Below are 24,955 nucleotides of genomic sequence, written 5' to 3'. Positions count from 1 at the left end.
GGGGCGACCGGCCGGCTCGGCAGAACTCGGCAGGCCGCCCCGGGGTGCGTCGGTGTCAGATGCGAGGCGGGGGACGGTCGGTTGGGGTGGTGGGCGGTCAGATCTGGCTTGCGCCGCCGTCGACGTATATCTCGGCACCGGTCATGAAGCTGCTGGCGTCGCCGGCGAGGAAGAGAACCGTCTCGGCGATCTCCTCCGGGCGGCCGAGACGCTGCATGGGGACTCCGGCGGCCAGGCCCTGGAGCAGCTGTTCGGCCGCCTCGGGGCCGCCCGCGAGACCGCTGAGGCCGGGCGTCTCGACCGGGCCGGGCGCGATGCTGTTGACGCGGATGCCGCGGGTGACGAGTTCCGCCGCCCAACTGCGGGTCAGGGAGCGGAGCGCGGCCTTGGTCGCGGCGTAGACGCTGAAGGAGGCGGCGCCCTTGGTGTCGATGTTGGAGCCGGTCAGGATGATCGAGGCGCCCGGGTTGAGCAGCGGTAGCGCCTTCTGGACGGTGAACAGGGTGCCCGCGACATTGGTGTTGAAGGTGTCGGCGTAGTGCTCCCAGGTGATGTCGGGCAGGGCCGCGAACTGTCCGCCGCCCGCGTTGGCGAAGACGATGTCGAGGCTGCCGTGCTGCTGGATCCGGAGAAAGAGGCGGTCGAGGTCGTCGAGGTCCGAGACATCGGCTCGTACTCCTGTGGCGCGGTCGCCGATGGAGGCCACCGCCTCGTCGAGCGCCTCCTTCCGGCGGCCGGTGAGGAAGACGTGGGCTCCTTCCGCCGCCAGCCGCCGTGCGGCGGCCAGGCCGATGCCGGAGGTGGCACCGGTGACGAGGGCGGTCCTGCCGTCGAGCTGTCCCATGAGGGGCTCTCCTTTTCTGTACCGTTCGGTACTCAAGTCGTTCGCCAGGGAGAACCGCAGCGTCGGGAACGCTATTCCGTACCGCTCGGTTAAAATTTCGGGGACCGACACAGGAGGGCGTCATGGCGGTACGCGGCAGACCCCGGGGCTTCGACGCGGAGGCCGCACTCGACCGTGCGGTGGAGGTCTTCTGGCGCCAGGGCTACGAGGGCGCGTCGCTCGCCGACCTCACCGAGGCGATGGGCATCAACCGCCCGAGCATGTACGCGGCGTTCGGCAACAAGGAGGAGCTCTTCCACCGCGCCGTCGCCCGCTACGCCGAGGCCGACATGGCCTACGCCCGCGAGGCTCTCGCGGAGCCGACGGCCTACGCGGTCATCGCGTCCTTCCTCCGCGCCAACGTGGAGGCACTGACCCGCCCCGACCGCCCCTCGGGATGCCTGTCCGTACAGGGCGGCCTGGCCGAGGGCGGCGAAAGCGGCCGCATCGCCCGGTTCCTGGCCGACAGCCGCCTCGCCGGGGAGCACGCCCTCGCGCAGCGCCTGGCCCGCGCCGTCGAGGAGGGCGACCTGCCCGAGGACACCGACCCGCACGCACTCGCCCGCTACGTCATGGTCGTCAGCGAAGGCAACGCCGTGCACGCGGCCGCCGGCGCGACCCGAGCGGCCCTCCACGCCACCGTCGACATCGCCCTGCGGGCGGTACCCCGGCGCGGAGCGACCGGCGCGGCCTACTCGCCGGAGACCGACGGTGGCCAGACGCCGGCCGTGAGCACCCCGAGCGCGTAGGCCCGCGCCACCAGCTCCGTACGGTTCGCCGTGCCCCACCGCGCCGACAGCCGCCGCAGGTGGTAGTTGACCCCGTCCACCGTCAGTCCCGTCTCCCGGGCCGCGTGCGCCGTCGTGGCGCCGGTCGCGAGCAGGGCCAGGACGCGGGCTTCGACCGGGGTGACGCGGACCGGCTCGGCGGCGGGGGAGTGCTCCCGCTCGCCCTCGACCCGCAGCATCACCAGCAGCGACGGCGTCTCCTTCACGCTGTCGCTCACCGGGTCGGCCGTGAGCTCGCCGAACCGCTCACCGCCTCCCGGTGCCCGCCAGCACACCGACACCTGGTAGCGCGAGCGGTGCCGCAGCCGCAGCGCCTCGGCGATCCGCTCCACCTGGGTCGCCTCCTGCGGCCGGAACAACTCCAGCACGTCCCTGCCCCGCAGCCGCCCCGGTGTCGTGCCGCACTCCGTGGCCATCGCGGGATTGGCGAGCAGGACGGAGCCGTACACGTCGCACACCGCGACCGGCACCGAGACCCGGTCGAAGAGCATGAGGGCGCGGTTGCGCCAGACCACCGCCTCAGGGTGGGACCGCTCCGGACGAGACCGGTCCACCACCACCTCCAACCGCTGCGCGCGAGCGCCGGGCGCGTACGTGCCCCACTCCATCATGGAGTGCGATCGACTATCGAACATCCAGCTCAGAGGGCGCACGGCTCAACTGTTGGCTCGTCGTCTGCTCTCCTCTCACGGAAGATGTCCTGTTCTCCACCCACCCCGGTCATCAACTCTGTTCGCTGCATTGACATCTCGCTCGGAAGACCCGAGGTTGGGAGCGCTCCCATCACAGCCTCGCAACTGGAAGGAGTCCCCCCACATGCGCAAGAAGAGTCCGTTGGCCAGGCCTTCGCGAGCGTCCCTCCGCCGGCCTCTCCAGGTGCTCGTCATGCTGTTCGCCGTGGTGGTCGGCGCCCTCACCTGGTCGTCCCCCGCCCAGGCCCACGGCACGGTCGTCAGCCCCGCCACCCGCGCGTACCAGTGCTGGAAGACATGGGGCAGCGACCACATGAACCCGGCCATGCAGACCCAGGACCCCATGTGCTGGCAGGCCTTCCAGGCCAACGCCGACACCATGTGGAACTGGATGAGCGCGCTCCGCGACGGCCTCGGCGGCCAGTTCCAGGCGCGGACCCCCGACGGGACGCTCTGCAGCAACAACCTCTCCAGGAACGCCAGTCTGGACAAGCCGGGACCGTGGAGGACCACCACCATCGGCAACAACTTCTCGGTCCAGCTGTACGACCAGGCGTCCCACGGCGCCGACTACTTCAAGGTCTACGTGAGCAAGCAGGGCTTCGACCCCAAGACCCAGACCCTGGGCTGGGGCAACCTCGACTTCATCACGCAGACCGGGCGCTTCGCCCCGGCGCAGAACATCACGTTCCCCGTCCGGACCTCCGGCTATACCGGACACCACATCCTGTTCGTGATCTGGCAGGCCTCGCACCTCGACCAGGCGTACATGTGGTGCAGTGACGTGAACTTCGGCTGAGCCGCGCAGCACCGCAGCCCCGTCGGGGCGGGGCCCGTCCGACCGCCCTGCCCCGACGGGGCTTCCCGCGTGCCGCGCCTGACCTCCGACCCGGACGTGGAGTGCCGCCGTGGGCTCACGCAAGCCTGGTCGGACGCTTTCGACTACACGATCATGTAGTGCGCCGGGCCGGGCCCCCGGACCCCGTCGACCAGTCTGGATCGCAGTACTCCCGTACCGCGAAAGGCAGTTGCCGCGCCATGTCCCCCACCGCGCAGACCACCCCCGCCGCGCAGACCACCCCCGCCGCGCAGACCACCCCCGCCGCGCAGACCACCTCCACCGCGCAGACCACCCCCGCCGGACTCCCCGTCGTCGACATCTCGGCCACCGGGCCCGGCCACACCCCGATCCAGCAGATCATGGGGCTGATGCGCGAGCACGGCCCGCTGCTCGTCCGGCGGCTGCACGGGCGGGACGTCACCTTCGTCTCCGACCTCGACCTCGTCACCGAACTCGCCGACGAGACCCGGTTCGCCAAGGCCGTCGGGCCCGCCCTGGAGAACGTCCGGGAGTTCGCCGCGGACGGGCTGTTCACCGCGTACAACGACGAACCCAACTGGGCCAAGGCGCACGACATCCTGATGCCCGCCTTCGCGCTGGGCTCGATGCGCACCTACCACCCGGTGATGCTGCGGGTCGCGCAGCGGATGATCGGCGCCTGGGACCGCGCCGCCCGGGACGGCCGGCCCGTGGACATCGCCGACGACATGACCCGGATGACCCTCGACACCATCGGACTCGCCGGGTTCGGCTACGACTTCGGCTCCTTCGAGCGGAGCGAACCGCACCCCTTCGTCGAGTCCATGGTGCGCTGCCTGGAGTGGGCCATGACCCGGCTCGCCCGCACCCCGGGCAGTGACCACTCGGCCGCGGACAGGGCCTTCCAGGCCGACGCCGACCACCTCGCGCAGGTCGTCGACGACGTGATCAGCGCCCGTCTGGCCTCCGGCGACACCGGAACGGAGGACCTCCTCGGGCTCATGCTCAGCGCCCCGCACCCCGCCGACGGGACCACCCTCGACACCACCAACATCCGCAACCAGGTCATCACCTTCCTGATCGCCGGGCACGAGACGACCTCCGGCGCGATGTCCTTCGCGATGTACTACCTGGCGAAGCACCCGGCCGTGCTCGACCTCGTGCGGCGCGAGGCCGACGAACTGTGGGGCGACACCCCCGACCCGGAGCCGACCTTCGACGAGGTCGGACGGCTCACGTACACCCGGCAGGTCCTCAACGAGGCGCTGCGGCTGTGGCCGACGGCCGCCGCCTTCAGCCGCCAGGCCCGCGAGGACACCCTCCTCGGCGGCCGGATCCCGCTGCGCGCCGGACAGTCCCTCACCGTCATCGCGCCGATGCTGCACCGGCAGCCCGTGTGGGGCGACAACCCCGAGCTGTTCGACCCCTCCCGCTTCACGCCGCAGGCCGAGGCGGCCCGCTCCCCGCACGCCTTCAAGCCCTTCGGCACCGGTGAACGGGCCTGCATCGGACGGCAGTTCGCCCTCCACGAGGCGACCATGCTGCTGGCCCTCCTCGTGCACCGCTACCGCCTGCACGACCACGCCGACTACCGGCTCACGGTGAAGGAGACCCTCACCCTCAAGCCGGACGGCTTCACCCTGAAGCTGACCTCCCGCACCCCGGCCGACCGCGCCCACGCGCCGCTGCCCGGAGCGGCCCCACGGACCGCGGCCACCCCTGCCGCCGACACCGCCCTGCCCTCCCGGGTGCTGCCCGGCACCCGCGCCCTGTTCCTGCACGGCAGCAACTACGGCACCTGCCGCGACTTCGCCGCCGGGCTCGCCGACGAGGCCGCCGCCCTGGGCTGCGACACCGAGGTCGCTCCCCTGGACGCCTATGCGCACGGCCTGCCCACCGACCGCCCGGTCGTCATCACCGCCGCCTCCTACAACGGCCAACCCACCGACGACGCACGGGAGTTCGCGAGGTGGCTGGACGGCACCCACGACCTGACGGGCGTCGCGTACGCCGTCCTCGGCGTCGGCGACCGCAACTGGGCCGCCACCTACCAGCACTTCCCGACCCGGATCGACGAGCGGCTCGCCGAGCTGGGCGGCCGGCGCCTCCTGGACCGCGCCGCGGGTGACGCCTCCGGCGACCTGACCGGCACGGTCCGCACCTTCACCGCCGGTCTGCGCACCGCGCTCCTGGAGTCCCACGGCGACCCGGACACCACGGCAGCCGACGCCGAACCGACCGCCGCCTACGAGGTCCGCACCCTGACCGGCGGCCCCCTCGACGCCCTCGCCGCACGCCACGCCCTGGTCCCGATGACCGTCACCGAGGCCCACGACCTCACCGCCCCCGGCCACCCCCGCCTCAAGCGGTTCGTACGGCTGGCCCTGCCGTCCGGTACCACCTACCGCACCGGCGACCACGTCATCGTGCTCCCGGTCAACGACAAGGCGCTCGTCGAGCGGGCCGCCGACGCGTTCGGCGCCGACCTGGACGCCGTTCTCGACATCCGCCCCACCCGTCCGCGCCGCGACGGACTCGCCCTCGACCGGCCCCTCACCGTGCGCCAACTGCTCACCCACCACGTCGAGTTGCGGCAGCGGCCCACCGCCGAGCAGATCGCCGCCCTGGCCGCGGCCAACCCCTGCCCGCCCGAGCGGGCGCGGCTCGCCGCCCTCACCGACGACCCGCGCACCCTCGTGGAGCTGTTCGAGGCGCACCCCGCACTGCGCGGCGCCCTCGACTGGCCGGCCCTGCTCGACCTGCTGACGCCGCTGCGCCCGCGCCAGTACTCCGTCTCCTCCTCGCCGCAGACCGACCCGGATCACATCGACCTGATGGTCTCCCTGCTGGAAGCCCCCGCACGCTCCGGCAACGGCACCCACCGAGGCATCGGATCCGGATACCTCGCCGACGTCCAGCCCGGCGACACCGTCCTCGCCCGGATCCAGCCCTGCCGGGACGCCTTCCGCGTCGACCACTCCGCCCCCGTCGTCATGATCTCGGCGGGCACCGGCCTCGCCCCGTTCCGCGGGGCGGTCGCCGACCGCGTCGCCGCCCTCGGCCGGGGCGAGCAACTCCCGCCCACGCTCTGCTACTTCGGCTGCGACGCCCCGGACGCCGACTTCCTGCACGCCGACGAACTGCGCTCCGCCGAGGCCGTCGGGGCCGTACGGCTGCGCCCGGCGTTCAGCGCGGTGCCCGGCAGCGGCTACGTGCAGCACCGCATCGCCGCCGAGTCGGCCGAGGTGTGGGAACTCCTGCTGGCCGGTGCGCGTGTGTACGTCTGCGGAGACGGATCACGAATGGCTCCCGGGGTGCGGCACGCGCTGCGTACCCTGTTCCGGGAGCACACGCCGCACGCCGACGAGTCGGCCGCCGAGCGGTGGCTGGACGGTCTGGTGCGGGACGGGCGGTACGTCGAGGACGTGTACGCCGCCGGGTGACGGAAGGGGCGGAACGTTGGCGGACTCCTGGGAATGGGGTCGACAGGTGCTGGAGGACGCGGGACTCGACCCGGATCGGCTCACCGCGGTCCGGCCCCTGAGCGGCGGCACGTACAACACCGTCGAGGAACTCCTTCTCACCGACGGCACCCGGTACGTGGTCAAGGTCCCGCCCGCGGCCACCGTCCCCGGCCTGAGCTACGAGCGCGGACTCCTCGTCGCCGAGGCGGAGTTCTACCGCAGGGCCGCCGAGGCCGAGGTCGCCGCACCGCACGTGGTGGCCTTCGGGACCGGCGCCGCCGTACCGCATCTGCTGATGACGGCCTGTCCCGGCGAGCCCTGGGACGCGTCGGTCACCGCTGCCGAACGCCCGCCCCTGCGCAGGGAGCTGGGCCGCCAGGTGGCCCGGCTGCACTCGGTGACCGGGCCCGGCCACGGCTACCCCTCCCGCGCCCTCGGTCCGCTCGCCCCCGACTGGCGGACCGCGTTCACCACCATGATCGACGCGATCCTCGGCGACGCCCGGGACTACGGGGCGCGGCTGCCAAGGTCCCTCGCACAGGTGGAGGCCGCGGTCCGGGCCGGTTACCCGGCCCTCGACGAGGTCACCGTCCCCGCGCTGGTCCACTTCGACCTGTGGGACGGCAACATCCTCGTCGACCGCCCGGCCGGCGGGGAGCCGCGCATCGGCGGGCTGATCGACGGCGAGCGGATGTTCTGGGGCGACCCCCTCGCCGACTTCGTCTCCCTGGCGCTGCTGGGCGACATCAAGCAGGACGAGGCGTTTCTCACCGGCTACCGGGAGGCGGGCGGCCGGGCCGAGTTCGACGTCCCGGCCCGGGTGCGGCTCGCCCTCTACCGCGCCTACCTCTACCTGATCATGCTCACCGAGACGGTCCCCCGGGCCGTCGACGTCGAGAGGGAACGCTGGGTCCAGTCGACGGTGGCACCGCACCTCGTCGCGGCGCTGGACGAGATCGAGGCCCTCTCCCGGGTCACAGGAGTCAGAACCCCTTGAACGGACGCACCGTACGCGACCTCAGACGCGCCAACCGCACAGCCGTGCTCCAGCGCCTCTGGTTCGACGGACCCCTCAGCCGCTTCGAACTCGGCCCCGCCACCGGACTGAGCTCCGGCTCGGTCAGCAACGTGGTCGCCGACCTGATCGCCGACGGGCTGGTCGAGGAGGCCGGCAGCGTCGACTCCGACGGCGGCCGGCCCCGCACCCTGCTGCGGGTGGCGCCCGGCAGCGGGCACATGATCGGCGTCGACGTGGGCGAGACCCGGGTCCGCGTCGAGCTGTTCGACCTGACCCTCACCGAACTCGCCCGCGCCGAAAGCCCGTTGACCGGACGCGGCTACGACGTCGAGGTCGTCGTCGGCCACATCCGCGACGGCATCGCCGAGGTGCTCGCGGACGCCGCCATCGAGCCCGGGCGACTGCTCGGCGTCGGCATCGGCGTGCCCGGCATCGTCGCGCACACCCCGGACAGCGGGGCCGTCGTGCACGGCCAGACCATCGGCTGGGACGCCGTCCCGCTGGAGGCGCTGCTGCGCACCGGCTCCCCGCTGCCCGCCGGCGTCCGGTACTTCATCGACAACGGCGCCAGGACCCTCGGCCAGGCCGAGATGTGGTTCGGCGGCGGCCGCGGGGCCCGCAGCGCGGTGGTGGTCCTCTTCGGTTCCGGCGTCGGCGCCTGTCTGGTGACGCCCGAGGTGGAGCACGGCCGGGCGGTCGAGTGGGGTCATCTGACCGTACGGGTCAGGGGGCGCCGCTGCCGCTGCGGAGCACTCGGCTGCCTGGAGGCCTACGCGGGCGCCGAGTCGCTGCTGGAGCGCTGGCGCGAGGAAGGGGGCCGGCCGCCCGAGGGCGCCGACGAGGAGACCGCGCTGACCGCGCTGCTCGCCGCCGCGTACCCGTCCGGGGACACCGAGGGCGACCCGGTGGCGCTCGCCGTGCTGGAGGAGACCGCCGAGTACCTGGGCGCCGGCCTGTCCGACCTGATCAACCTCTTCCAGCCCGAACGCATCCTCATCGGCGGCTGGGCCGGGCTCCAGCTGGGCGAACGGTTCCTGCCCGCCGTACGGCGGCACGCCACGGCGTACGCGCTGCGCTACCCGGCAGAGAAGGTCACCGTAGAGCTGGGCCGGCTCGGGCCCGACGCGGTCACCGTCGGTGCGGCCATCCTCCCGCTCGCCGACTTCTTCGGCCGGGGTGGCCGTCGCCCCGAGCCCGCTCCCGAGGGGCCGGCACCGGCCTGGCGGGCCGCCCTGGACGACCGCGCCCCACGCTGACCTCCTCCGACCTGCGTTTCGTCGACCCGCACAGAGGTACTCGCGCTCCCGCCGACCCCAAGAACGAACGCCGAGAACGAAAGGGATGACGTCGTGGACCACCGCAGCGAAGGGCCCGGAGAGAACGGCGACCCGATCCCGCGGGACCTGCCGGACCAGCAGGCGGGCGAGGGCGAGGACCCCTGGGAGGTCGCCACCGTGCCGGGCGAGGACGAGGGCGCCGACGACCGGCCCGAGGACGTCCCCGACACCGACGAGGCGGGCACCAGCCGCCGGCAGGGAGCGCAGCGGTCGGACACCGTGCACCCCGAGCACCCGGAAGCGCAGGAGTCCTCCGGCTGACCACCGGTCCCTTCGAAGACCTGCGGGTCCGGAGACCCCCGCGCGGAGACCCCCGCGCGGAGACCTACGGGTTCGGAGACCCCCGCGCGGAGACCTACGGGTTCGGAGACCCCCGCGCGGAGACCTGCGGGTCCGGACCCCCGCGGCCGGGGCTCAGCCGACCTTGCGGCCCCTCATCGGCTCCGTCGGCGCCCCGGCGCCCTGCTGCATCCCGTGCAGGAACTCCTCCAGGACCTCGGTCGCCGTGTGCTCCGGGTACCAGCCCAGTTCGGTCCGCGCGCGCGTGCAGTCCATCAGCGGCAACCGCAGGACCGCGTCGAACAGGTGCGGGGAGGCGGGCAGCAGGTGCAGTCCCCACGCGGCCGCGATCGCCGAGCGGGCGGCGGTGCGGGGCAGCCGTACCGGACGGGCGCCGAGCAGCTCGCCCAGCAGCTCCGCGTCCACCGGCGGCTCGCCCGCCAGGTTGAAGGCGCCCCGCACCTGCGAGCGCACCGCCAGCACATAGGCCCGCGCCGCGTCGTCGGTGTGCAGGGCCTGCACCCGCAGTCCGGGGATGTCCGGCAGGAAGGGCAGCAGTTCGGGCCGGGCCAGCTGGCCGGGCAGGAAACGGCCGCCGAAGATCCGGCGCTGCTCGCTGGCCGACTCCCGCTTGAAGAGGAACGCCGGACGCATCCGGACCACCCGGACCGCCGGGTGGTCGCGCTCGAAGGTGTCCAGGGCCCGTTCCAGGTACGCCTTCTCCCGGGTGTACGCCGCGTCCGGCCAGCCGTGCGTCGGCCAGGACTCGTCCACCGCGTGTTCCTTGGGTCCGGGGGAGTACGCGCCCACCGAGGAGGCGTGCACCAGCGTCGGCACCTTGGCCGCCGCGACCGCCTCGAACACGCGGATGGAGCCGAGGACGTTGGTGCGCCAGGTCGTCGCCGGGTCGTGCGTCGGCTGGAACGCCCACGCCAGATGGACAACCGTGTCGGCGCCCGCGAACTCCTCGGCCAGATCCGCCTGCGCGGACGCGAGATCGACCGCCGACCACTCGGTGCGGGCGGGCGACCAGTCCGGGATCCGCCGGGCCAGGCCCCGTACGGAGCCCACCTCCGGATCCTCCGAGAGAAGGCGCACCACGCTGGTTCCCACGTTGCCGGTGGCGCCCGTGACCACGATCCTGCTGCCGCTTGAAGTGCTCACCTTCGGCTCCTTCGGGCCGCTGGGGCGGGGAACCGGCCGAGTACCCGCCCTCTGGTGATGCAGGCGGTGCCGCCCGCCGGGGATGCATGCGGTGCGGGGCGGCGCCCGGCGCCACGAGATGATCGCCCCATGAGTGAGATCATCCTGATGTCCGACGCCCGTGTCGCCGCCGTGCCCGTCGAGGAGAACGGTGAGCCGCTGGTGGACGTCCGCGGCCGGCTCCTGGTCGACGACCGCAAGCACGAGGACTCCCAGGGCGCGGAGGTCCATCTGCGCCAGGGCGTCCTGGACCGGCTGCTCGCCGCCGAGGCCCTGCTGCCGGACGGCCTGCGGCTGCTCTTCGTGGAGGGCTACCGGCCGCCCGCGCTCCAGCAGCACTACTTCGAGACGTACGCGGACGCCCTGCGCGCGGACCACCCGGACTGGTCCGCCGACCGGATCCGCACCGCGGCCAGCCGGTACGTCTCCCCGCCCGAGATAGCCCCGCACAGCGCCGGAGCGGCCGCCGACCTCACCCTGGTGAGCGCCGACGGCCGCGAACTCGACCTGGGCACCGCCCTGAACGCCAACCCGGAGGAGAGCGACGGCGCCTGCTACACGGGCGCCGGCAACATCACCGAGGAGGCGAAGGCCAACCGGGCCGTGCTGGGCGAGGCCCTGGCCGCGGCCGGGCTGGTCAACTACCCGACCGAGTGGTGGCACTGGTCGTACGGCGACCGCTACTGGGCGCTGGAGACAGGCGCGCCGGCCGCGCTGTACGGGCCGAAGGAACTCGACCAGTTGTAGAGCCGTCGGCTCAGGCTCAGGCGAACGCGTTCACGCCCGTCAGCTCCGCCGACAGCGTCCACAGCCGGGCCGCCTGCTCCGGGTCGGTCGCCCAGGCCCGGACACCACCGCTCTGGTCGCCGTCGACGGCGGGCTCGGCGATGTCGCAGTCCTCCAGGTAGACACCGCCCATGCCGTCCAGCTGCGGCGAGGTCGCCGCCCACACCTGGGTGGCCGCGCCCTGCTCGGGGCTCTTGAAGCCGGACGGGTTGAGGGCGTTGCCCTGTTCGTCGATCCAGCCGCGCTCGACCATCTCCGCCTTGGGCAGGTGGCGCTGCAACGGGGTGAGGATGCCGCCGGGGTGGAGCGAGAAGGCCCGCACGCCCCGCTCGGCGCCGAGCTTGTCGAGGTGGACCGCGAACAGGACGTTCGCCGTCTTGGCCTGGCCGTAGGCCTGCCACTTGTCGTAGCCGGTCCGCCAGTGGACGTCGTCCCAGCGCATGCCGGAGAAGTGGTGGGCGCGCGAGGACACCGACACCACACGGGCGCCGCCGGACTCGATGGCCGGCCAGAGGCGGTTCACCAGGGCGAAGTGGCCGAGGTGGTTGGTCGCGAACTGCGCCTCCCAGCCGGGCCCGACCCGGGTCTCCGGGCAGGCCATGATCCCGGCGTTGTCGATGACGAGGTCGATCGTGCGGCCGGAGGCGAGGAAGCGCTCGGCGAAGGCGTGCACGCTGTCCAGGTCGCCGAGGTCGAGCACGTCCTGTTCCACCCCGTCGAGGCCGGCGAGGGCCTCCTTCGCGGTGTCGGGACGGCGGGCCGGGACGACGACCCGGGCGCCCGCCTTGACGAGGGCCTTGGTGGTCTCCAGGCCGAGCCCGGAGTAGCCGCCGGTGACGATCGCGAGCTTGCCGGACAGGTCGACGCCCGCGAGGACGTCGTCGGCCGTGCTGTGGGCGCCGAACCCCGAACCGATCTTGTGCTGTGCAGTGCTCATGACCGGAACGCTACGAATTGGAGTGCGCTCGAAGTCAAGCCCGGCCCGGTCGGGGAACAGCGCCTGAAGAAGAGAAAGCCCGCGAGAGAAAAGGGGAAGCCCCGACCGGACGGGGGAATCTCGGTCGGGGCGGTCAGGTGGTGGGCACGGATGGCGGTCGCCTCTCGGCGAAACGCTCCACAGGGCTTCAGCCGAACGATCGTCCCTGTGGGCAAAAGGTGAGGCCCGGGGACACTGTCCCATCCGCACCCACGGTCTGTTCAACGGGCAACGACCCCTTGGTGTTCCTCCTCAGGTGCCGCTTCGGCGTGAGCCGTGTCACCCCCCGGCTCGTGTCACCCCGGCCCGTTGCATCCCCGCCCGTGTCATCCCGTCCGGCCGGTCGGAAGGGTCTCGCTCCACAGGTTCTCGGCCTGGAGCAGCAGCGTCCCCAGGACGGTCGTACCGTCGGCGCCCTGTCCGGCGTGCTCCCGCAGCCCGTCGTGGAGCCGCCCGCGCAGCTCCCGCATCGTCTCCATCGCCTCGTCGTCCGGATGCACGTCGTCGCCGGCCCCCAGTATCCGGCGGGCCTCCGCGTGGCAGGCGTCGCCGATCAGCTCCAGGAGCCGGGCGTAGGAGTCCAGCACGGTTCCCGAGGGCGCGGTGGGGACGCGCTCGTCGTCGGCGGCGACGGCCAGGGTCCGGGTGAGCGCGCGGATGTGCCCGGTGACCCGGCTCCAGCGCTCGTCGTCCTGCTCGGGCGGGGCAGGCTCGGGAGGCCGCCGTACCGCTCGCAGCGGGGCGGCGGTCAGCCGCAGGCTCTCCCGGCTCCAGCCCCGGGCGGAGCGCAGCGCCTCAAGACGGTGTTCGAGATGGGCCGAGGCGTGGGACCAGCCCTGGCTGTCCCACTCGCCCTCGCGCAGGTCACCCGCGACCCTGCGCAGGACGTCACCCGCCTCCCGGGCCAGGGCTGCCAGGTTCTCGCGGACGTCCCGCAGATGGATCGGCGGCAGCACGAACGCGTTCACGGCGAGGCCGATGACCGCGCCGAGCGCGGCCTGCCCGACCCGGTGCCCGACGGAGGACGCACTGGCGGCACCGGTGGCGAGGGTGAACAACGCGGTGGTGGCCCCGTAGATCCCCTGGTCGCCGAAGCGGGGCCAGTTCGCGAGGAGCACCAGCGGCGGCACGGACAGCGCCACCGCGCCCAGCGTGCTCCCGGTGGCGGCCAGTGCCACCGCCGCGAGCACGGTCCCGCAGCAGATCGCCGCGAGCTGCCGCGCCGCCTGCATGAGGGAGCTGAACACGGTGGCCTGCACCAGCACCACCGCCACCCAGGGCGCCATCAACGCCATCGGGTCACCCATCCACACGCCCGCCACCAGCCAGGCCAGGATCGCCGCGGCCGACGCCTTGAGGGACTGCACCACCAGGTCGCGCTGCCGCCCGGGACCACGCCAGGCGGCACGGGCCGCCCGGCCCACGGCACCGGCTTCCCGCTGGAGGGCGTACGCGGGCCGGGACAGCCTCCTCACCACTTCCGTCACATCGGTCATCCGCTGTGGGTTCCGCGGAAACCCCCAGGTCATGCCAGGAAACTGTCCCCCAGGTCCGCCAGGAGGTGTGCCGGGTCGTCGTAGATCGCCCGCGCGCCCGCCTCTTCCAGGTCGGCGCGGGGGATGCCGCCGCACAGGACGCCCACGCAGCGCACCCCGGCCCGGGAGCCCGCCTGCATGTCCCAGACGGTGTCCCCGACGAAGACCGCGTTCTCGGCCGGTACCCCGGCCAGCTCCAGGGCGTGCTCGACGGGTTCGGGAGCCGGCTTGCCCTCCTCGACGTCGTCGGCGCTCGCCGTCGCCATGATCGCGTCGTCCGCGTCGATCGCCCGGCGCAGCGCCGACAGTTCGGCGCCGCCCGCCGAGGTCGCCAGCACCACCCGCCAGCCGTCGTGATCGAGCCGCCGCAGCAGCCGCCCCGCGTCCCGGAGGGCCGGCAGCCGGTCGAAGTACTGCCCGTAGAGGGCCTTGTGAGCGGCGCTCAGCTCGGCGTCCCGGTCCTTGTCGCGGTCGTCACCGAGCAGATGGGCGACGAGGTCCTCGGAGCCGAGGCCGATGGCCCGGTGGACGGCGTGCATGGGAACCTGGTGGCCTGCCTGCCGCAGTGCTTCCCACCAGGTCGTCACATGCAGGTGGTTGGTGTCCACCAGGGTCCCGTCGACGTCGAACACTGCCGCCCGTTCCATGTACTGCCCCTTTCCTGTCGTGCCGTTCCGGGTACCACGTCAGGCGGTCGCCACTCGGGACGGCACCCGGCCCTCCCGGGACCAGGCCAGCAGCTCGTCCATGCCCCAGGTGGTCACGATCCGCTCGGCGGGCACCCCGCACTCCTCGGCCCTGGCACAGCCGAGGATCTGCCAGTCGAGCTGTCCGGGGGCGTGCGCGTCCGTGTCGACGGAGAACAGCACGCCCGCCTCGACGGCCCTGCGCAGCAGCCGGCGGGGCGGGTCGAGGCGCTCGGGGCGGCTGTTGATCTCCACCGCCGTGCCCGACTCGGCGCACGCGGCGAACACCTCGTCGGCGTCGAACTCCGACTCCGGCCGCCCCCGCCCGGTCACCAGCCGCCCCGTGCAGTGCCCGAGGACGTCCGCGTGCGGATTGCGTACGGCGGCCACCATGCGCCGGGTCATCGCGCGGGCGTCCATGCGCAGCTTGGAGTGCACGGACACCACCACCACGTCCAGGCGGTCCAGGAGTTCGGGTTCCTGGTCCAGCGAGCCGTCGTCGAGGATGTCGCACTCGATGCCGGTGAGCAGCCGGAACGGGGCCCAGGTCTCGTTCAGTGCCGCCACCACGTCCAGCTGTTCCCGCAGCCGCTCCGGGGACAGCCCCCGGGCCACGGTGAGCCGGGGGGAGTGGTCGGTGAGCACGGCCCACTCGTGGCCGAGTTCCGCCGCGGTCCGGCCCATCTCCTCGATGGGGCTGCCGCCGTCGGACCAGTCGGAGTGCAGATGGCAGTCGCCGCGCAGCAGCGCCCGCAGTTCCGCGCCGCCGCCGGTGAGCGGAGCGTCGGCCTCGCCCTCCAGCTTCTCCAGGTAGCCCGGCACACCTCCGGCCAGCGCCTCCCGCACCACCTGGGCCGTCTTCGGACCGATGCCCTTGAGCGACTCCAGCGATCCGGCCTCGGCCCGCTCGCGCACCTCGTCCGCGGACAGCCCGGCCAGCACCCGGGCCGCCGTACGGAAGGCACGGACGCGGTACGTCGGCGCCAGGGCGCGCTCCAGCAGGAAGGCGATCCGCTCCAGCGCCTCGACGGGATCCATGGCCACCTCCTCCACCCAGCGTTCCCCAGGGACACGGGGGCCGCACGGTGGGCGAGCGGTTTGTCCGGTACGCCCTCGGGTACTGCGATGCCTCGTCCGAGCCCCCGTCCTTGCCGACGCTCCCGTCCCGAGGAGGCCGAGATGTCCACCCCCAGCGATCCCACCGCATCCCACACCAAGGTGGCCGTGATCACCGGAGCCGACTCCGGCATCGGCAGGGCCACCGCCGTCCGGCTGGCCCGGGCCGGGATGGACGTCGGCATCACCTGGCACAGCGACCAGAAGGGCGCGGAGGAGACCGCCGAGGAGGTCCGTGCGCAGGGGCGGCGGGCCGAGGTGGCCCAGATGGACCTGACCCGGCTGCCCTCCGCCGCCGACACCGTCGACGAGCTGTGCGACCGGCTCGGCCGCCTCGACGTCCTGGTCAACAACGCGGGCACCGGCACCATGACACCCTTCCTCGACCTGGAGCCGGACACGGTCCGCGAGGTCCTCGACGTCGACCTGGTCGGCCCCTTCCTGTGCGGGCAGCGGGCCGCCCGGCACATGATCCGGCAGGGCTCCGGGGGCCGGATCGTCAACGTGACCTCCGTCCACGAGCACCAGCCCCGCGTCGGTGCCGCCCCGTACTGCGCGGCCAAGGGCGGCCTCGGGCTGCTCACCCAGGTCATGGCCCTGGAGCTGGCCGAGCACGGCATCACCGTCAACGCGGTCGCGCCCGGCGAGATCGCCACGCCGATGACGGGCCAGGAGGACACCGACGTCCGCACCGAGGAGCGCCCGGGCATCCCGCTGGGCCGCCCGGGTGACGCCCGCGAGGTGGCCGCCGTGATCGCCTTCCTCGCCGGCCCCGAGGCGACCTACGTCACCGGGGCGTCCTGGAGCGTGGACGGCGGGATGCTCCGCATGGGCCCACAGGCGGGCTCGCACCTCGGCGACGACCGGTGGCGGCGCCCGTGAGACCGCGGTACCGGTTCGCGGGCCGACGGTGGCGCCCTTGACCCTGCACGACGGCCTCACCGACCGACGATGGTGCCCTTGACCCACGACGGCCTCACCGACCGACGGTGGCGCCCTTGACCCTGCATAACCGACCTCACCGCCCGACGATGGCGCCCTGAGACCCGCGCACCGGCTCACCGAGACGCGGCGCTCGCCTCACCGAGACGCGGCGCTCGCCTCACCGACCGATGGTGCCGCCCCGCGACCGCCCACCGGCTCACCCGGGACGCGGTGGCCGCCCTGCTCGCTGGGGTGCGCCCGGCTCTCCCTCCCGGGGGATGCGTTCTACGCTCGTTCCATGACCGAAATCGCGAGCCCGCACATCGCCAATCCGCGGATCATCGTGCTCGGGGTCCAGCCGACCACCCCGCCCTTCCGGATCGTGGAGATCGACGGGGAGGTGGTCGGCGAGGCGCGGACCGTCACCGACGTACTGGAGGCGGCCGCCGCCTTCGGCATCACGGTCCACGACCTGGACGATCCCGACGTGGTCCGCTGGGTCGGCGGCGACAAGTTCACCTGGACCCGGCACTGACCCACCGGCTCAGCCGACCGTCCACTTCTGGTTGGCACCGCCCGTGCAGCTCCACAGCTGAAGCCGGGTGCCGTTGGCCGGGTTGTTCCCGGTCACGTCGAGGCACTTGCCGGACTGCGGGTTGACGATGTCGCGCGCGCCCGTGACGGTCCACCGCTGAGCCCCGGAGCCGTTGCAGTCGTAGAGCTGGACCGTTGTGCCGTCCGCGGTGCCGCCGCCCGTGACGTCCAGGCACTTGCCGAGCGCCCGGACCGTGCCGTCGGCGCCCACGGTCCACTGCTGGGCCGCGGTGCCGTTGCAGTCGTAGAGCTGGACGGCCGTGCCGTTGGCGGTGTTCGCCCCGGCGACGTCCACGCACTTGCCCGCGAGGCCCCGGATCGGCGCGCCCGTCGCGGAGTCGCCGGTGGTCACCGAGACGTGGTCGACCACGAGTTGCTGCGGGAAGGACGTCGAGCCGTCCGGGTCGCCGGGCCAGTAGCCGCCCACCGCGAGGTTCAGGATCAGGAAGAACGGCTTGTTGAACACCCAGGTCCGGCCGCCCAGGTCGGCGGGGGTGCGCCGCTGGTAGACGTTTCCGTCCACGGACCAGGTGATCGAGGCGGGTGCCCAGTCGACGGCGAAGGTGTGGAAGGCGTCCGCGAAGGCCTGGCCGTTCGGCAGGGTGTAGCCGGCGCCGATGCCGCCCGAGCCGGAGTAGCCGGGGCCGTGGAGGGTGCCGTGCACGGTCGAGGGTTCGAAGCCGACGTTCTCCATGACGTCGATCTCGCCCGAGTCGGGCCAGTTGACCGGCGTGCCGAGCATCCAGAACGCCGGCCACATGCCCTGTCCGCGCGGGATCTTCATGCGTGCCTCGACGTGCCCGTACTGCGCGGTGAACCTCCCCGAGGTGTTCAGCCGGGCCGAGGTGTACTGGCAGGTGCCGTACCAGCACTGGTAGCCGGCCGGGTTCTCGCGCCGGGCCGTGATCACCAGATGGCCCTGGCCGTCCAGTGCGGCGTTCCGGTTACCTGCCGTGTAGTACTGCCGCTCGTGGTTGTTGACGTTGTCGCCGGTCTCGATCTGCCACTTCGAGGAGTCGACCGCGGCTCCGGCGGGCCCGTTGAAGGTGTCGGAGAACGTCGTCACCGCGGCGGCCGACGCAGCGGGTGCGTCGGCCGCCGCGGTGCCTGAGGCGAGCAGAACGGCGGACAGAGCGGCGAGGAGACATCTGCGCAGCAGGCGTGAGGAGGCCACGGCACATCCTTCGAGGTGGGGGGTGAAGGCGTCGCCTCTTGATTTAAGGAGTGAGCTAAGGGGTCGTCAACCCTTTGGTACGGACCAGAAGTCGAGCGACCCCGGAGCCCCCTTGAGCCCCCTACGCCTTGTTCGCCGTCGGCTTCCTGGCCGCGGGCTTCTTGTGCACCGCACGGCTCAGCCGCCGTCCCAGCAGCAGATAGCCGATCAGGGCACCGGACGTGTTCAGGATGACGTCGTCGATGTCGAAGGCCCGCCCCTCCACCAGGGCCCCCTGCGCGAACTCGACCAGCAGCATCACCACGGCCGTCAGCAGCGCGATCCGCAGCAGCCCGCGGGTCTTGGGAGCGATGATCGGCACCAGGATCCCGAACGGCACGCCCAGCAGGATGTTCCCGCCGATCTGCTTGATCGCGTCCCGCATCTCGGGCTGGTCCAGATAGAGCTTGAGGGACGCGCCGGGATGCAGGTTGGTGTGGGTCAGGTCCACCGACGCCGGCGAGGGCTCCAGGGTGAGCCGGGCCAGCACGACGGCGAACGCCACCATGAAGGCGAAGGCGAACACCATCGCCACGAACCGGACGACGAGGGAGAGCGGACTGCGCCGGGGGCGGGCGGGTTTCGTCTCCGGCTCCTTCTTGGCGCGTTTCGCCTCGGGCTCCTTCTTGGCGGTGCCGGCGTCCGACGCCGTTCGCGAACGTGAGAGCACCCAGGCCATTGCTTCCTCCACTGTCCAACTTCCCTTGGTGGGAGGGCTATTACCCCCGAAGGATCCGGAGATGCCGTCGCGTCCCGGCCACCCTCGGTTTCCCTTCGTACGGTCGGGGCACTGGGGCCTCAGTACCGCGCGCGTCGCCCCCGCCCGCCCCCGGCGCGGTGTTTGGATGGCGCGCGACGGCCGTGTCCCACGGCCGTGTTCCGAGGAGGTGGCGCATGACCGGGCGGACCACGCTGCTCGCCGCGGCCGAACTCCTCGCCTGGTGGGCCGCGCTCGCCGCGCTCTGGCTCGTGCTCATCAGCACCGTGGACCCCCTGGAACTCGCCGTCGGCGCGGCCGTCGCCGCCCTCGGCGCCCTGGCCGCCCGCGCCGCCCGCCGGGCGGTGAGCGCGTGGTGAACGGCTGGATCCTCGCGGCGGCCGTGATCCTGGCCGGGGGAGTGGGCGCCACCGTGTGGGGCGTCGCCACCGGTCCGCTCAGGCGCCGGGTCGTGGCACAGAACCTGTGCACCGCCTTCGCCTGCCCCGCCCTGCTGCTCCTCTCCCAGGGCTACGACCGCCCCTCCTACGTCGATCTCGCCCTGGTCCTCGCCCTCCTGGGCCCGGTCGGAACCCTCGTCTTCGCCCGGCTGCTCGCCGACGAACTGGCCGACGACCCGCCGAGCGCCTGGGGACTGACCTACGCGGCCGCCGCCGTCGGCGCGCTGGTCGTACCGGCCGTGTGCGTGGCCGCCGGACCGAGCCGCGCCATGGCCAAGCTGCTGTTCGTGGGCGTCCTGCTGATCGGCGGGAACGTCGTGGCCTCGCGCGCCCTGTCCGGCGGATTCCCGGAGGCCCGCCATGGCTGACGCGGTGATCGTCGTCGCACTGCTCCTGGTCGCCGCCTCCGCGACGGCGGCGGTGGCCGCTCGCGACCCCGTCCGCCAGGCCCTGGTCCTGTCCGTGCTCGGTGTGGTCCTCGCGATCCTGTTCACCGTGCTCCAGGCACCCGACGTGGCCCTGTCGCAGCTCGCCGTGGGCTCCGCGCTCACGCCGCTGTTGCTGCTGCTCGCGGTCCACAAGGTGCGGCGGCGCGGCCGCAGGGAAGGACCCCGCAGGTGAGCCGGCGCTTCCGGCTGTGGCTCGTGGCGGTGGGCGGCGCGGGCCTGGCCGCCCTGTTCACGGCCGCCGCCCTCGACCTGCCCGCCTTCGGCGGCGACCACCACCCCTACGGCGACCGGGCCGTCCACGCCTCCCTGAGCCGGCACACCGCCAACGTCATCGCCTCGGTCAACTTCGACCAGCGCGCCTTCGACACCCTCGGCGAGATGACCATCCTCTTCGCGGCGGTCATCGGCTGCGGGGCCCTGCTGCGCCAGACCCGCGACGAACACCGCGCCACCCCCGAACCCCAGGAGGTGGCCCGCCCCGTCCGCCGCTACGCCCTCCTCGTCCTGCCCGTCGCCCTGCTGACCGGCCTGTACGTGATCGCCCACGGCCAGCTCAGCCCCGGCGGCGGCTTCCAGGGCGGAGTGGTCGCCGCGACCTCCCTGCACCTGCTCTACCTGGGCGCCGACTACCGGGCCCTGGAACGCGTCCGGCCGGTCGCCCTCTACGAGACCGGCGACGCTGTCGCCACCTCCGCCTACGTCGTCACCGGCCTCGCGGCCCTGATCGGCGGCTCGGCCTTCCTCGCCAACACACTGCTGCCGTACGGCACTTTCAACACGCTGTCCTCCGGAGGCACCGTCCCCCTGCTGAACGCGGCCGTCGGCATGGAGGTCGCCTGCGCGGTCGTCGTGCTGCTCGCCCGTTTCCTGGACCAGGCCGTCGAGATCGAGGAGGGGAACGGGACTTGATGGGCGTCCTTCCGTACCTGGTGGCCGGCTGGGTCTTCCTGACCGGCTGCTACGGCCTCGCCACCAGCCGCAACCTGATCCACGCCGTGGGCTGCCTGTCGGTGTGCCAGGCCGGCACCTATGTCCTGCTGCTGGCCGTCGGCTACCGCCACGACGCCACCGCACCCGTCTTCTCCGACCTGAAACCGGGCTCCCGCCCGGTCGTCGACCCGCTCGTGCAGGCCCTGACCCTGACCGACGTCGTGGTCGGCGCCACCGTCACCGCCCTGCTGCTCGCCCTCGTCGTGCAGATCTCCAAACGCCACGGCACCGTCGACCCCGACGAACTCTCCGAACTGCGCGGCTGATGGACGACCTGCTGCCCCTGCTGGTGGCCGTACCCCTGCTCGGCGCCGCGCTGCTCGTCGCGGGCGGCCGCCTGGTGCCGCGGCCCGTCGCCGAGACCGTGGGCTGCGCGGTCGCGGCGACCACCGCCGCCCTCGCGCTCGTGCTGCTGCTGAACTCCTCGCCGCCGTTCCTGGAATGGGCCGGCGGCTGGACGCCCGTGAACGGGCGGAGCGTCGGCATCGTCCTGATCGGCGACGGCCCCGGCCTGGGCATGGCCGCTCTCGCCTCCCTGCTCACCCTGGCGGCGCTGGCGTACTCCTGGCACTACTTCGACGAACCGCCCAGCGGCCACGCCGGGTCCTTCCCCGCGCTCCTGCTGCTCTTCCAGGGCGGCATGTGCGGCTTCGCGATCGCGGGCGACCTGTTCAACGCGTTCGTCTGGTTCGAGCTGATGGGCGTCGCCGCGTACGCCCTCACCGGCCACCGGGTCGAGGAGGCCAGGGCCGTGCAGGGGGCGCTGACCTTCGCCGTCGTCACCTCGCTCGGCGCCTACGCCCTGCTCATGGGCATCGGCCTGCTGTACGCCCGTACCGGCGAGCTGGGGATGCACGCGATCGGCCGGGGCCTCGACGCGCACGGGCGGCCGGACGCCCTGGTCCTGGCCGCGTTCGTGCTGGTGATGACCGGGCTGCTGGTCAAGGCGGCCGCCGTCCCCTTCCACTTCTGGCTGCCCGACGCGCACGCCGTCGCCCCGACCCCGGTGTGCATGCTGCTGTCGGGCGTCATGGTCGAACTCGGCACCTTCGGCGTCTGGCGGGTCTACGGCACCGTCTTCGCCGGGCCCGGCGGGGTCCCGGCCCCGGAGTTCGAGCGGACCCTGGTGACGCTGGGCGCGCTGGCGGCCGTGATCGGCGCGGTGATGTGCTGGTACCAGCGGCACATCAAACGACTGCTGGCCTACTCGACGGTCGCCCACACCGGGCTCTTCCTCATCGGCGTCGGCGTGCTGAAGCCCGAGGCCGACGACGGGATCGCCCTGTACCTCCTCGGCCACGCCGGGGTGAAGGCCGCCCTGTTCGCCTGCGCCGGCATCCTCCTCGACCGCTACGGCAGCGTCGACGAGCACGCGCTGCACGGCAGGGCACGCGAACTGAAGGGCGTCGCCGTGCTGTTCACGCTGGGCGGCCTCGGCCTCGCGGGGCTGCCGCCCTTCGGCACGGCGCTCGGCAAGTCCGTCACCGAGGAGGCCGTCGGCGGCCCGCTCACCGTGCTGTACGTGGCGGCGAGCGCGGTCACCGCGGCGGCGGTCCTGCGGGTCGCGGGACGGGTGTTCCTGGGCCTCGGACCCAAGCCCGCCGACGGCACCGGTTCCGGGTACGAGACGACCGGGTCCGGTGAGCGGCCCGAGACCCGGCACCGGCTGAGCCGGATCCCGGACACCATGACGGCGGTGCCCGCGGTGCTGGTCGCCGGATCCCTCGCCGTCGGCGTGGTCCCGGGCTTCGCGAAGGTGGTCGCGCACTCCGTCAACGAGACCGGCTCCGCGGGCGTCGCCGCCTCCGCGCACTGGACCCCGGCCGGCGTCCTGCTGGGTCTGCTCTCGACCCTGCTGGCCGGGGTCCTCGCCCTCCTCGCGGTCACGCGTCCGAAGACGTTCGCCGCACCGGACCGGGCGCTGTGGCTACGGCGCCTCCAGTCCGGGCACGTCGGCGACTACGTGGCCTGGGTGCTGGTCGGCGCCACCGTGCTCGGCGCCCTCACCCTGCCGGGCCTGCTCGGGGGCTGATCAGCTGCCGTAGACGACCTCGACCTTCTTGAAGCCGAGGGAGCCCAGCAGTCCCTTGAGCATGGTGGTCGTGTTGATCTCCGCCCGCTTGGTCAGTTCGCTCTCCTTCGCCGCCTCCGTGATGTGCTTGACCGCGAGCTTCTGCACGGCCTGCTCGCTGTTGGGGTTGTCGGAGAAGAAGTCGCCGAGCCGGTCGAGCAGCCCGCGCTGCTTGGAGACCGCGTAGGAGCGGTCCGCGTCCAGCGTGGCCTTGCCGAGCTGGGCGTGCGGCAGATGGAGCGTTGCCGCCGTGCGGTCCTCGTTGACCGTCACGTCGTTCTTCGCGACCTTTCCGAGGTCGACGTAGGCGTCCACGGCGCCCGCCCCGACGTAGAGGGTGCGGGAGCCGCGGATCGCGTCGGGCAGGAACTTGGTGTCCTTCTCCAGGTCGACCACGACCTGGAAGTTGCCGGAGGCTGCGTCGTAACGGCTGATGTCCTGGATGGACTCCAGAAGTGCGGGACCCGACCGGTCGTGGGTCTCGGTGCCGAACAGGTCCTTGAGGCCGGGAATCACACTGAGCCTGATGCCGGCGAAGAACACCACGAGCACCACCACGACGGCGGTGAGTACCTTCGCCCAGCCGGGCATGCGCCTGGACACGCGCCTTATGGGAGTCGTCATGCGACGGCCCTCCTTCCTGACTGCACGGATGCCCGGCCACGACCCTCAAAAGCACGGCGGCACCGTCTTGTTGGCTGATTGGAACACTGCCGGGACACTCGGGGGCGCACTAACGTGGGGAACTCCGCGTACGGCGTGTCTGGAGACCCGGATGAGCACGGACAGTACGTCCCGGAACCTGCGTCCCATGCACCGCATCCCCCTGCCCGAGTCCGGTCCGCCCCGGCTCACCACCCTGGCCACCGGCACCCCGGTGTGGCTCGTGACCCGCTACGCCGATGTCCGCCAGGTGCTCATGGACCCCCGCTTCGACCGGAAGTCGCTCCGGGACGAGGGCGCCCCGCCGCTGCTCCTCGTGCCGAACCTGCTGGACTCCCCGGACGGCCTCCTCAACCAGGACGGACCGCCCCACCAGGTGCTCCGGAGCACCGTCCAGCGGGCCTTCACCCCGCGTGCGATCGCCCGTTGGCGGCCCTGGACCGCCTCCGTGGTGGAGACCCTCCTCGACGACCTGGCCCGGCAGCCGCAACCGGCCGACATCGTGGAGGCGTTCACCCGCCGGCTGCCGGTCTCGGTGATCTCCCGGCTGATGGGCCTGGAGGACGCCGACTGGGAGCGCATCCGCGGCTGGGCCGACCACGCCCTGTCCGGCGGCGCGCACACGGCAGAGGAAGTGGGCGCGGCGATGCGGGAGTTCGGGCTGTTCTGCGCGCAACTCGTCGCCGAGCGGCGCAAGGAGCCGGGCGACGACCTGGTGAGCGCGCTGGTCGTGGCGGGAGACGGCCTCGGGATCGAGGAGCCGCGGCTGGTCGTGCTGGTCCTGGGGCTGGTCGTCGCCGGACACGAGACGACGATGACGGCTCTCGGCAACATCGTGGTCCACCTCCTGACCGACGCCCGCGAGGCCTGGCCGGGCCTCGCCGAGAGCCAGGAGGCGGCCGAGACCGCCGTCGAACAACTGCTGCGGACGATTCCGCTCAGCGAGGGCAGGGTGCTGCCCGGCCTGATCCGCCGGGCCGTGGCCGAGGCCGAGGTCGGTGGCGTGACGATTCCGGCGGGGGCGGTGGTCGCCGTGCAGACCAACGCGGCCAACCGCGACCCGGAGGTCTTCCCGCAGCCCGACGAGACCGACCTGTTCGCCCCGCTCACCACACCGAGCGTGGTGTTCGGCGCGGGCCCCCACCACTGCCTGGGCGCATGGCTGGCCCGCCTGGAACTGGGCCTCGCCCTGCACCGGTTGGCGGTCCGTTTCCCGGGCCTGCGGGCCGAGTTCACGGCGGAGACGATCGAATGGCGGGAGGGGCAGATGACCCGGGGGCCGCGGAGGCTTCCGGTGTCGTGGTGAGAAC

Annotated in this window: 26 protein-coding genes; 16 read left to right on the top strand and 10 right to left on the bottom strand. The window is 72.8% G+C overall.

Features of this window, described 5'->3' with window-relative positions:
• Window positions 1-97 precede the first annotated feature (97 nt).
• The gene (locus AQJ54_RS22230; protein ID WP_062240076.1) at window positions 98-844 is read right to left on the bottom strand and encodes an SDR family NAD(P)-dependent oxidoreductase; all 747 of its coding nucleotides are present in this window, start codon (window positions 842-844) and stop codon (window positions 98-100) included.
• A 122-nt stretch (window positions 845-966) separates the two neighbouring features.
• Between AQJ54_RS22230 and AQJ54_RS22225 the strand changes: the two genes are divergently transcribed.
• Complete coding sequence (locus AQJ54_RS22225; RefSeq protein ID WP_062240073.1) at window positions 967-1,632, top strand: TetR/AcrR family transcriptional regulator; 666 nt, start codon at window positions 967-969, stop codon at window positions 1,630-1,632.
• Here AQJ54_RS22225 and AQJ54_RS22220 read toward each other — a convergent pair.
• Window positions 1,575-2,162: a PAS domain S-box protein gene (locus tag AQJ54_RS22220; RefSeq protein WP_062240514.1), complete on the bottom strand. Its 588-nt coding sequence runs from the start codon at window positions 2,160-2,162 to the stop codon at window positions 1,575-1,577. The genes AQJ54_RS22225 and AQJ54_RS22220 overlap by 58 nt on opposite strands.
• Before the next feature lie 325 nt (window positions 2,163-2,487).
• Between AQJ54_RS22220 and AQJ54_RS22215 the strand changes: the two genes are divergently transcribed.
• The 5 genes from AQJ54_RS22215 to AQJ54_RS22195 all read left to right on the top strand — a co-directional run bounded on the left by AQJ54_RS22215 (window position 2,488) and on the right by AQJ54_RS22195 (window position 9,263).
• Entirely contained in the window at window positions 2,488-3,162 is a 675-nt protein-coding gene (locus tag AQJ54_RS22215; protein ID WP_484419719.1) for a lytic polysaccharide monooxygenase auxiliary activity family 9 protein, read from the top strand.
• 239 nt (window positions 3,163-3,401) lie between these two features.
• Window positions 3,402-6,626 carry a cytochrome P450 gene (locus AQJ54_RS22210; protein ID WP_079069965.1) on the top strand — a complete coding sequence of 1,075 codons (3,225 nt, stop codon included), beginning with the start codon at window positions 3,402-3,404 and terminating at the stop codon, window positions 6,624-6,626.
• Window positions 6,627-6,642: 16 nt separating this feature from the next.
• Window positions 6,643-7,644 carry a phosphotransferase family protein gene (locus AQJ54_RS22205; protein ID WP_062240067.1) on the top strand — a complete coding sequence of 334 codons (1,002 nt, stop codon included), beginning with the start codon at window positions 6,643-6,645 and terminating at the stop codon, window positions 7,642-7,644.
• A complete protein-coding gene (locus AQJ54_RS22200; RefSeq protein WP_062240064.1) occupies window positions 7,641-8,921 on the top strand; it encodes an ROK family transcriptional regulator in 1,281 nt (426 codons plus the stop codon). The genes AQJ54_RS22205 and AQJ54_RS22200 overlap by 4 nt, the downstream gene beginning before the upstream one ends.
• Window positions 8,922-9,014: 93 nt before the next feature.
• Complete coding sequence (locus AQJ54_RS22195; protein WP_062240062.1) at window positions 9,015-9,263, top strand: hypothetical protein; 249 nt, start codon at window positions 9,015-9,017, stop codon at window positions 9,261-9,263.
• 153 nt (window positions 9,264-9,416) lie between these two features.
• Here the strand turns inward: AQJ54_RS22195 and AQJ54_RS22190 are convergent, their stop codons facing one another.
• Window positions 9,417-10,445, bottom strand: coding sequence for an SDR family oxidoreductase (locus AQJ54_RS22190; RefSeq protein WP_062240059.1), 1,029 nt, complete (start codon window positions 10,443-10,445; stop codon window positions 9,417-9,419).
• A gap of 129 nt (window positions 10,446-10,574) precedes the next feature.
• Here AQJ54_RS22190 and AQJ54_RS22185 point away from each other — a divergent pair, with 129 nt between their 5' ends.
• Complete coding sequence (locus AQJ54_RS22185) at window positions 10,575-11,231, top strand: M15 family metallopeptidase (RefSeq protein ID WP_062240056.1); 657 nt, start codon at window positions 10,575-10,577, stop codon at window positions 11,229-11,231.
• Between the two features lie 16 nt (window positions 11,232-11,247).
• Here AQJ54_RS22185 and AQJ54_RS22180 read toward each other — a convergent pair whose 3' ends face one another.
• The 4 genes from AQJ54_RS22180 to AQJ54_RS22165 form a co-directional block, all read right to left on the bottom strand.
• On the bottom strand, window positions 11,248-12,207 hold the full coding sequence (locus AQJ54_RS22180) for an SDR family NAD(P)-dependent oxidoreductase (RefSeq protein ID WP_062240053.1): 960 nt from the start codon (window positions 12,205-12,207) through the stop codon (window positions 11,248-11,250).
• 365 nt (window positions 12,208-12,572) lie between these two features.
• Complete coding sequence (locus tag AQJ54_RS22175; RefSeq protein WP_062240051.1) at window positions 12,573-13,742, bottom strand: FUSC family protein; 1,170 nt, start codon at window positions 13,740-13,742, stop codon at window positions 12,573-12,575.
• A gap of 29 nt (window positions 13,743-13,771) precedes the next feature.
• Entirely contained in the window at window positions 13,772-14,428 is a 657-nt protein-coding gene (locus AQJ54_RS22170; protein WP_062240048.1) for an HAD family hydrolase, read from the bottom strand.
• A gap of 39 nt (window positions 14,429-14,467) precedes the next feature.
• Window positions 14,468-15,505 (bottom strand): PHP domain-containing protein, encoded by a 1,038-nt coding sequence (locus tag AQJ54_RS22165; protein ID WP_062020427.1) that lies wholly within the window; start codon window positions 15,503-15,505, stop codon window positions 14,468-14,470.
• 141 nt (window positions 15,506-15,646) lie between these two features.
• Between AQJ54_RS22165 and AQJ54_RS22160 the strand changes: the two genes are divergently transcribed.
• Window positions 15,647-16,465 (top strand): SDR family oxidoreductase, encoded by an 819-nt coding sequence (locus AQJ54_RS22160; protein ID WP_062240045.1) that lies wholly within the window; start codon window positions 15,647-15,649, stop codon window positions 16,463-16,465.
• Between the two features lie 340 nt (window positions 16,466-16,805).
• Window positions 16,806-17,042 carry a hypothetical protein gene (locus AQJ54_RS22155; RefSeq protein WP_030323045.1) on the top strand — a complete coding sequence of 79 codons (237 nt, stop codon included), beginning with the start codon at window positions 16,806-16,808 and terminating at the stop codon, window positions 17,040-17,042.
• 9 nt (window positions 17,043-17,051) lie between these two features.
• On the opposite strand, the gene AQJ54_RS22150 is transcribed toward AQJ54_RS22155, so the two are convergent.
• Both AQJ54_RS22150 and AQJ54_RS22145 read right to left on the bottom strand, forming a co-directional pair.
• Window positions 17,052-18,275: a glycoside hydrolase family 16 protein gene (locus tag AQJ54_RS22150; RefSeq protein ID WP_062240042.1), complete on the bottom strand. Its 1,224-nt coding sequence runs from the start codon at window positions 18,273-18,275 to the stop codon at window positions 17,052-17,054.
• 121 nt (window positions 18,276-18,396) lie between these two features.
• Window positions 18,397-18,993: a VanZ family protein gene (locus AQJ54_RS22145; RefSeq protein WP_062240039.1), complete on the bottom strand. Its 597-nt coding sequence runs from the start codon at window positions 18,991-18,993 to the stop codon at window positions 18,397-18,399.
• A gap of 215 nt (window positions 18,994-19,208) precedes the next feature.
• On the opposite strand from AQJ54_RS22145, the gene AQJ54_RS22140 reads away from it, so the two are divergent.
• Genes AQJ54_RS22140 through AQJ54_RS22115 form a run of 6 tightly spaced genes read left to right on the top strand, consistent with a single transcriptional unit; the run spans window position 19,209 to window position 22,943 of the window.
• Entirely contained in the window at window positions 19,209-19,391 is a 183-nt protein-coding gene (locus AQJ54_RS22140; protein WP_062240038.1) for a hypothetical protein, read from the top strand.
• The gene (locus tag AQJ54_RS22135) at window positions 19,388-19,840 is read left to right on the top strand and encodes an MrpF/PhaF family protein (RefSeq protein WP_062020418.1); all 453 of its coding nucleotides are present in this window, start codon (window positions 19,388-19,390) and stop codon (window positions 19,838-19,840) included. Before AQJ54_RS22140 ends, AQJ54_RS22135 begins: the two co-directional genes overlap by 4 nt.
• Window positions 19,833-20,093, top strand: a complete 261-nt coding sequence (locus AQJ54_RS22130; RefSeq protein WP_020134829.1) for a hydrogenase subunit MbhD domain-containing protein — start codon at window positions 19,833-19,835, stop codon at window positions 20,091-20,093. The genes AQJ54_RS22135 and AQJ54_RS22130 overlap by 8 nt, the downstream gene beginning before the upstream one ends.
• On the top strand, window positions 20,090-20,830 hold the full coding sequence (mbhE, locus tag AQJ54_RS22125; protein WP_062240036.1) for a hydrogen gas-evolving membrane-bound hydrogenase subunit E: 741 nt from the start codon (window positions 20,090-20,092) through the stop codon (window positions 20,828-20,830). The genes AQJ54_RS22130 and mbhE overlap by 4 nt, the downstream gene beginning before the upstream one ends.
• The gene (locus tag AQJ54_RS22120) at window positions 20,830-21,177 is read left to right on the top strand and encodes a sodium:proton antiporter (RefSeq protein ID WP_062240034.1); all 348 of its coding nucleotides are present in this window, start codon (window positions 20,830-20,832) and stop codon (window positions 21,175-21,177) included. Before mbhE ends, AQJ54_RS22120 begins: the two co-directional genes overlap by 1 nt.
• Window positions 21,177-22,943, top strand: a complete 1,767-nt coding sequence (locus AQJ54_RS22115; protein WP_062240032.1) for a complex I subunit 5 family protein — start codon at window positions 21,177-21,179, stop codon at window positions 22,941-22,943. The genes AQJ54_RS22120 and AQJ54_RS22115 overlap by 1 nt, the downstream gene beginning before the upstream one ends.
• Here AQJ54_RS22115 and AQJ54_RS22110 read toward each other — a convergent pair whose 3' ends face one another.
• Window positions 22,944-23,606 (bottom strand): DUF4230 domain-containing protein, encoded by a 663-nt coding sequence (locus AQJ54_RS22110; RefSeq protein ID WP_062020410.1) that lies wholly within the window; start codon window positions 23,604-23,606, stop codon window positions 22,944-22,946.
• 151 nt (window positions 23,607-23,757) lie between these two features.
• On the opposite strand from AQJ54_RS22110, the gene AQJ54_RS22105 reads away from it, so the two are divergent.
• On the top strand, window positions 23,758-24,951 hold the full coding sequence (locus tag AQJ54_RS22105) for a cytochrome P450 (protein WP_062240029.1): 1,194 nt from the start codon (window positions 23,758-23,760) through the stop codon (window positions 24,949-24,951).
• Window positions 24,952-24,955: the final 4 nt, after the last annotated feature.

The sequence above is a fragment of the Streptomyces griseorubiginosus genome (genome assembly GCF_001514195.1).
Classification (GTDB): domain Bacteria; phylum Actinomycetota; class Actinomycetes; order Streptomycetales; family Streptomycetaceae; genus Streptomyces; species Streptomyces griseorubiginosus.
This window is presented reverse-complemented; position numbering and strand designations above follow the sequence as displayed.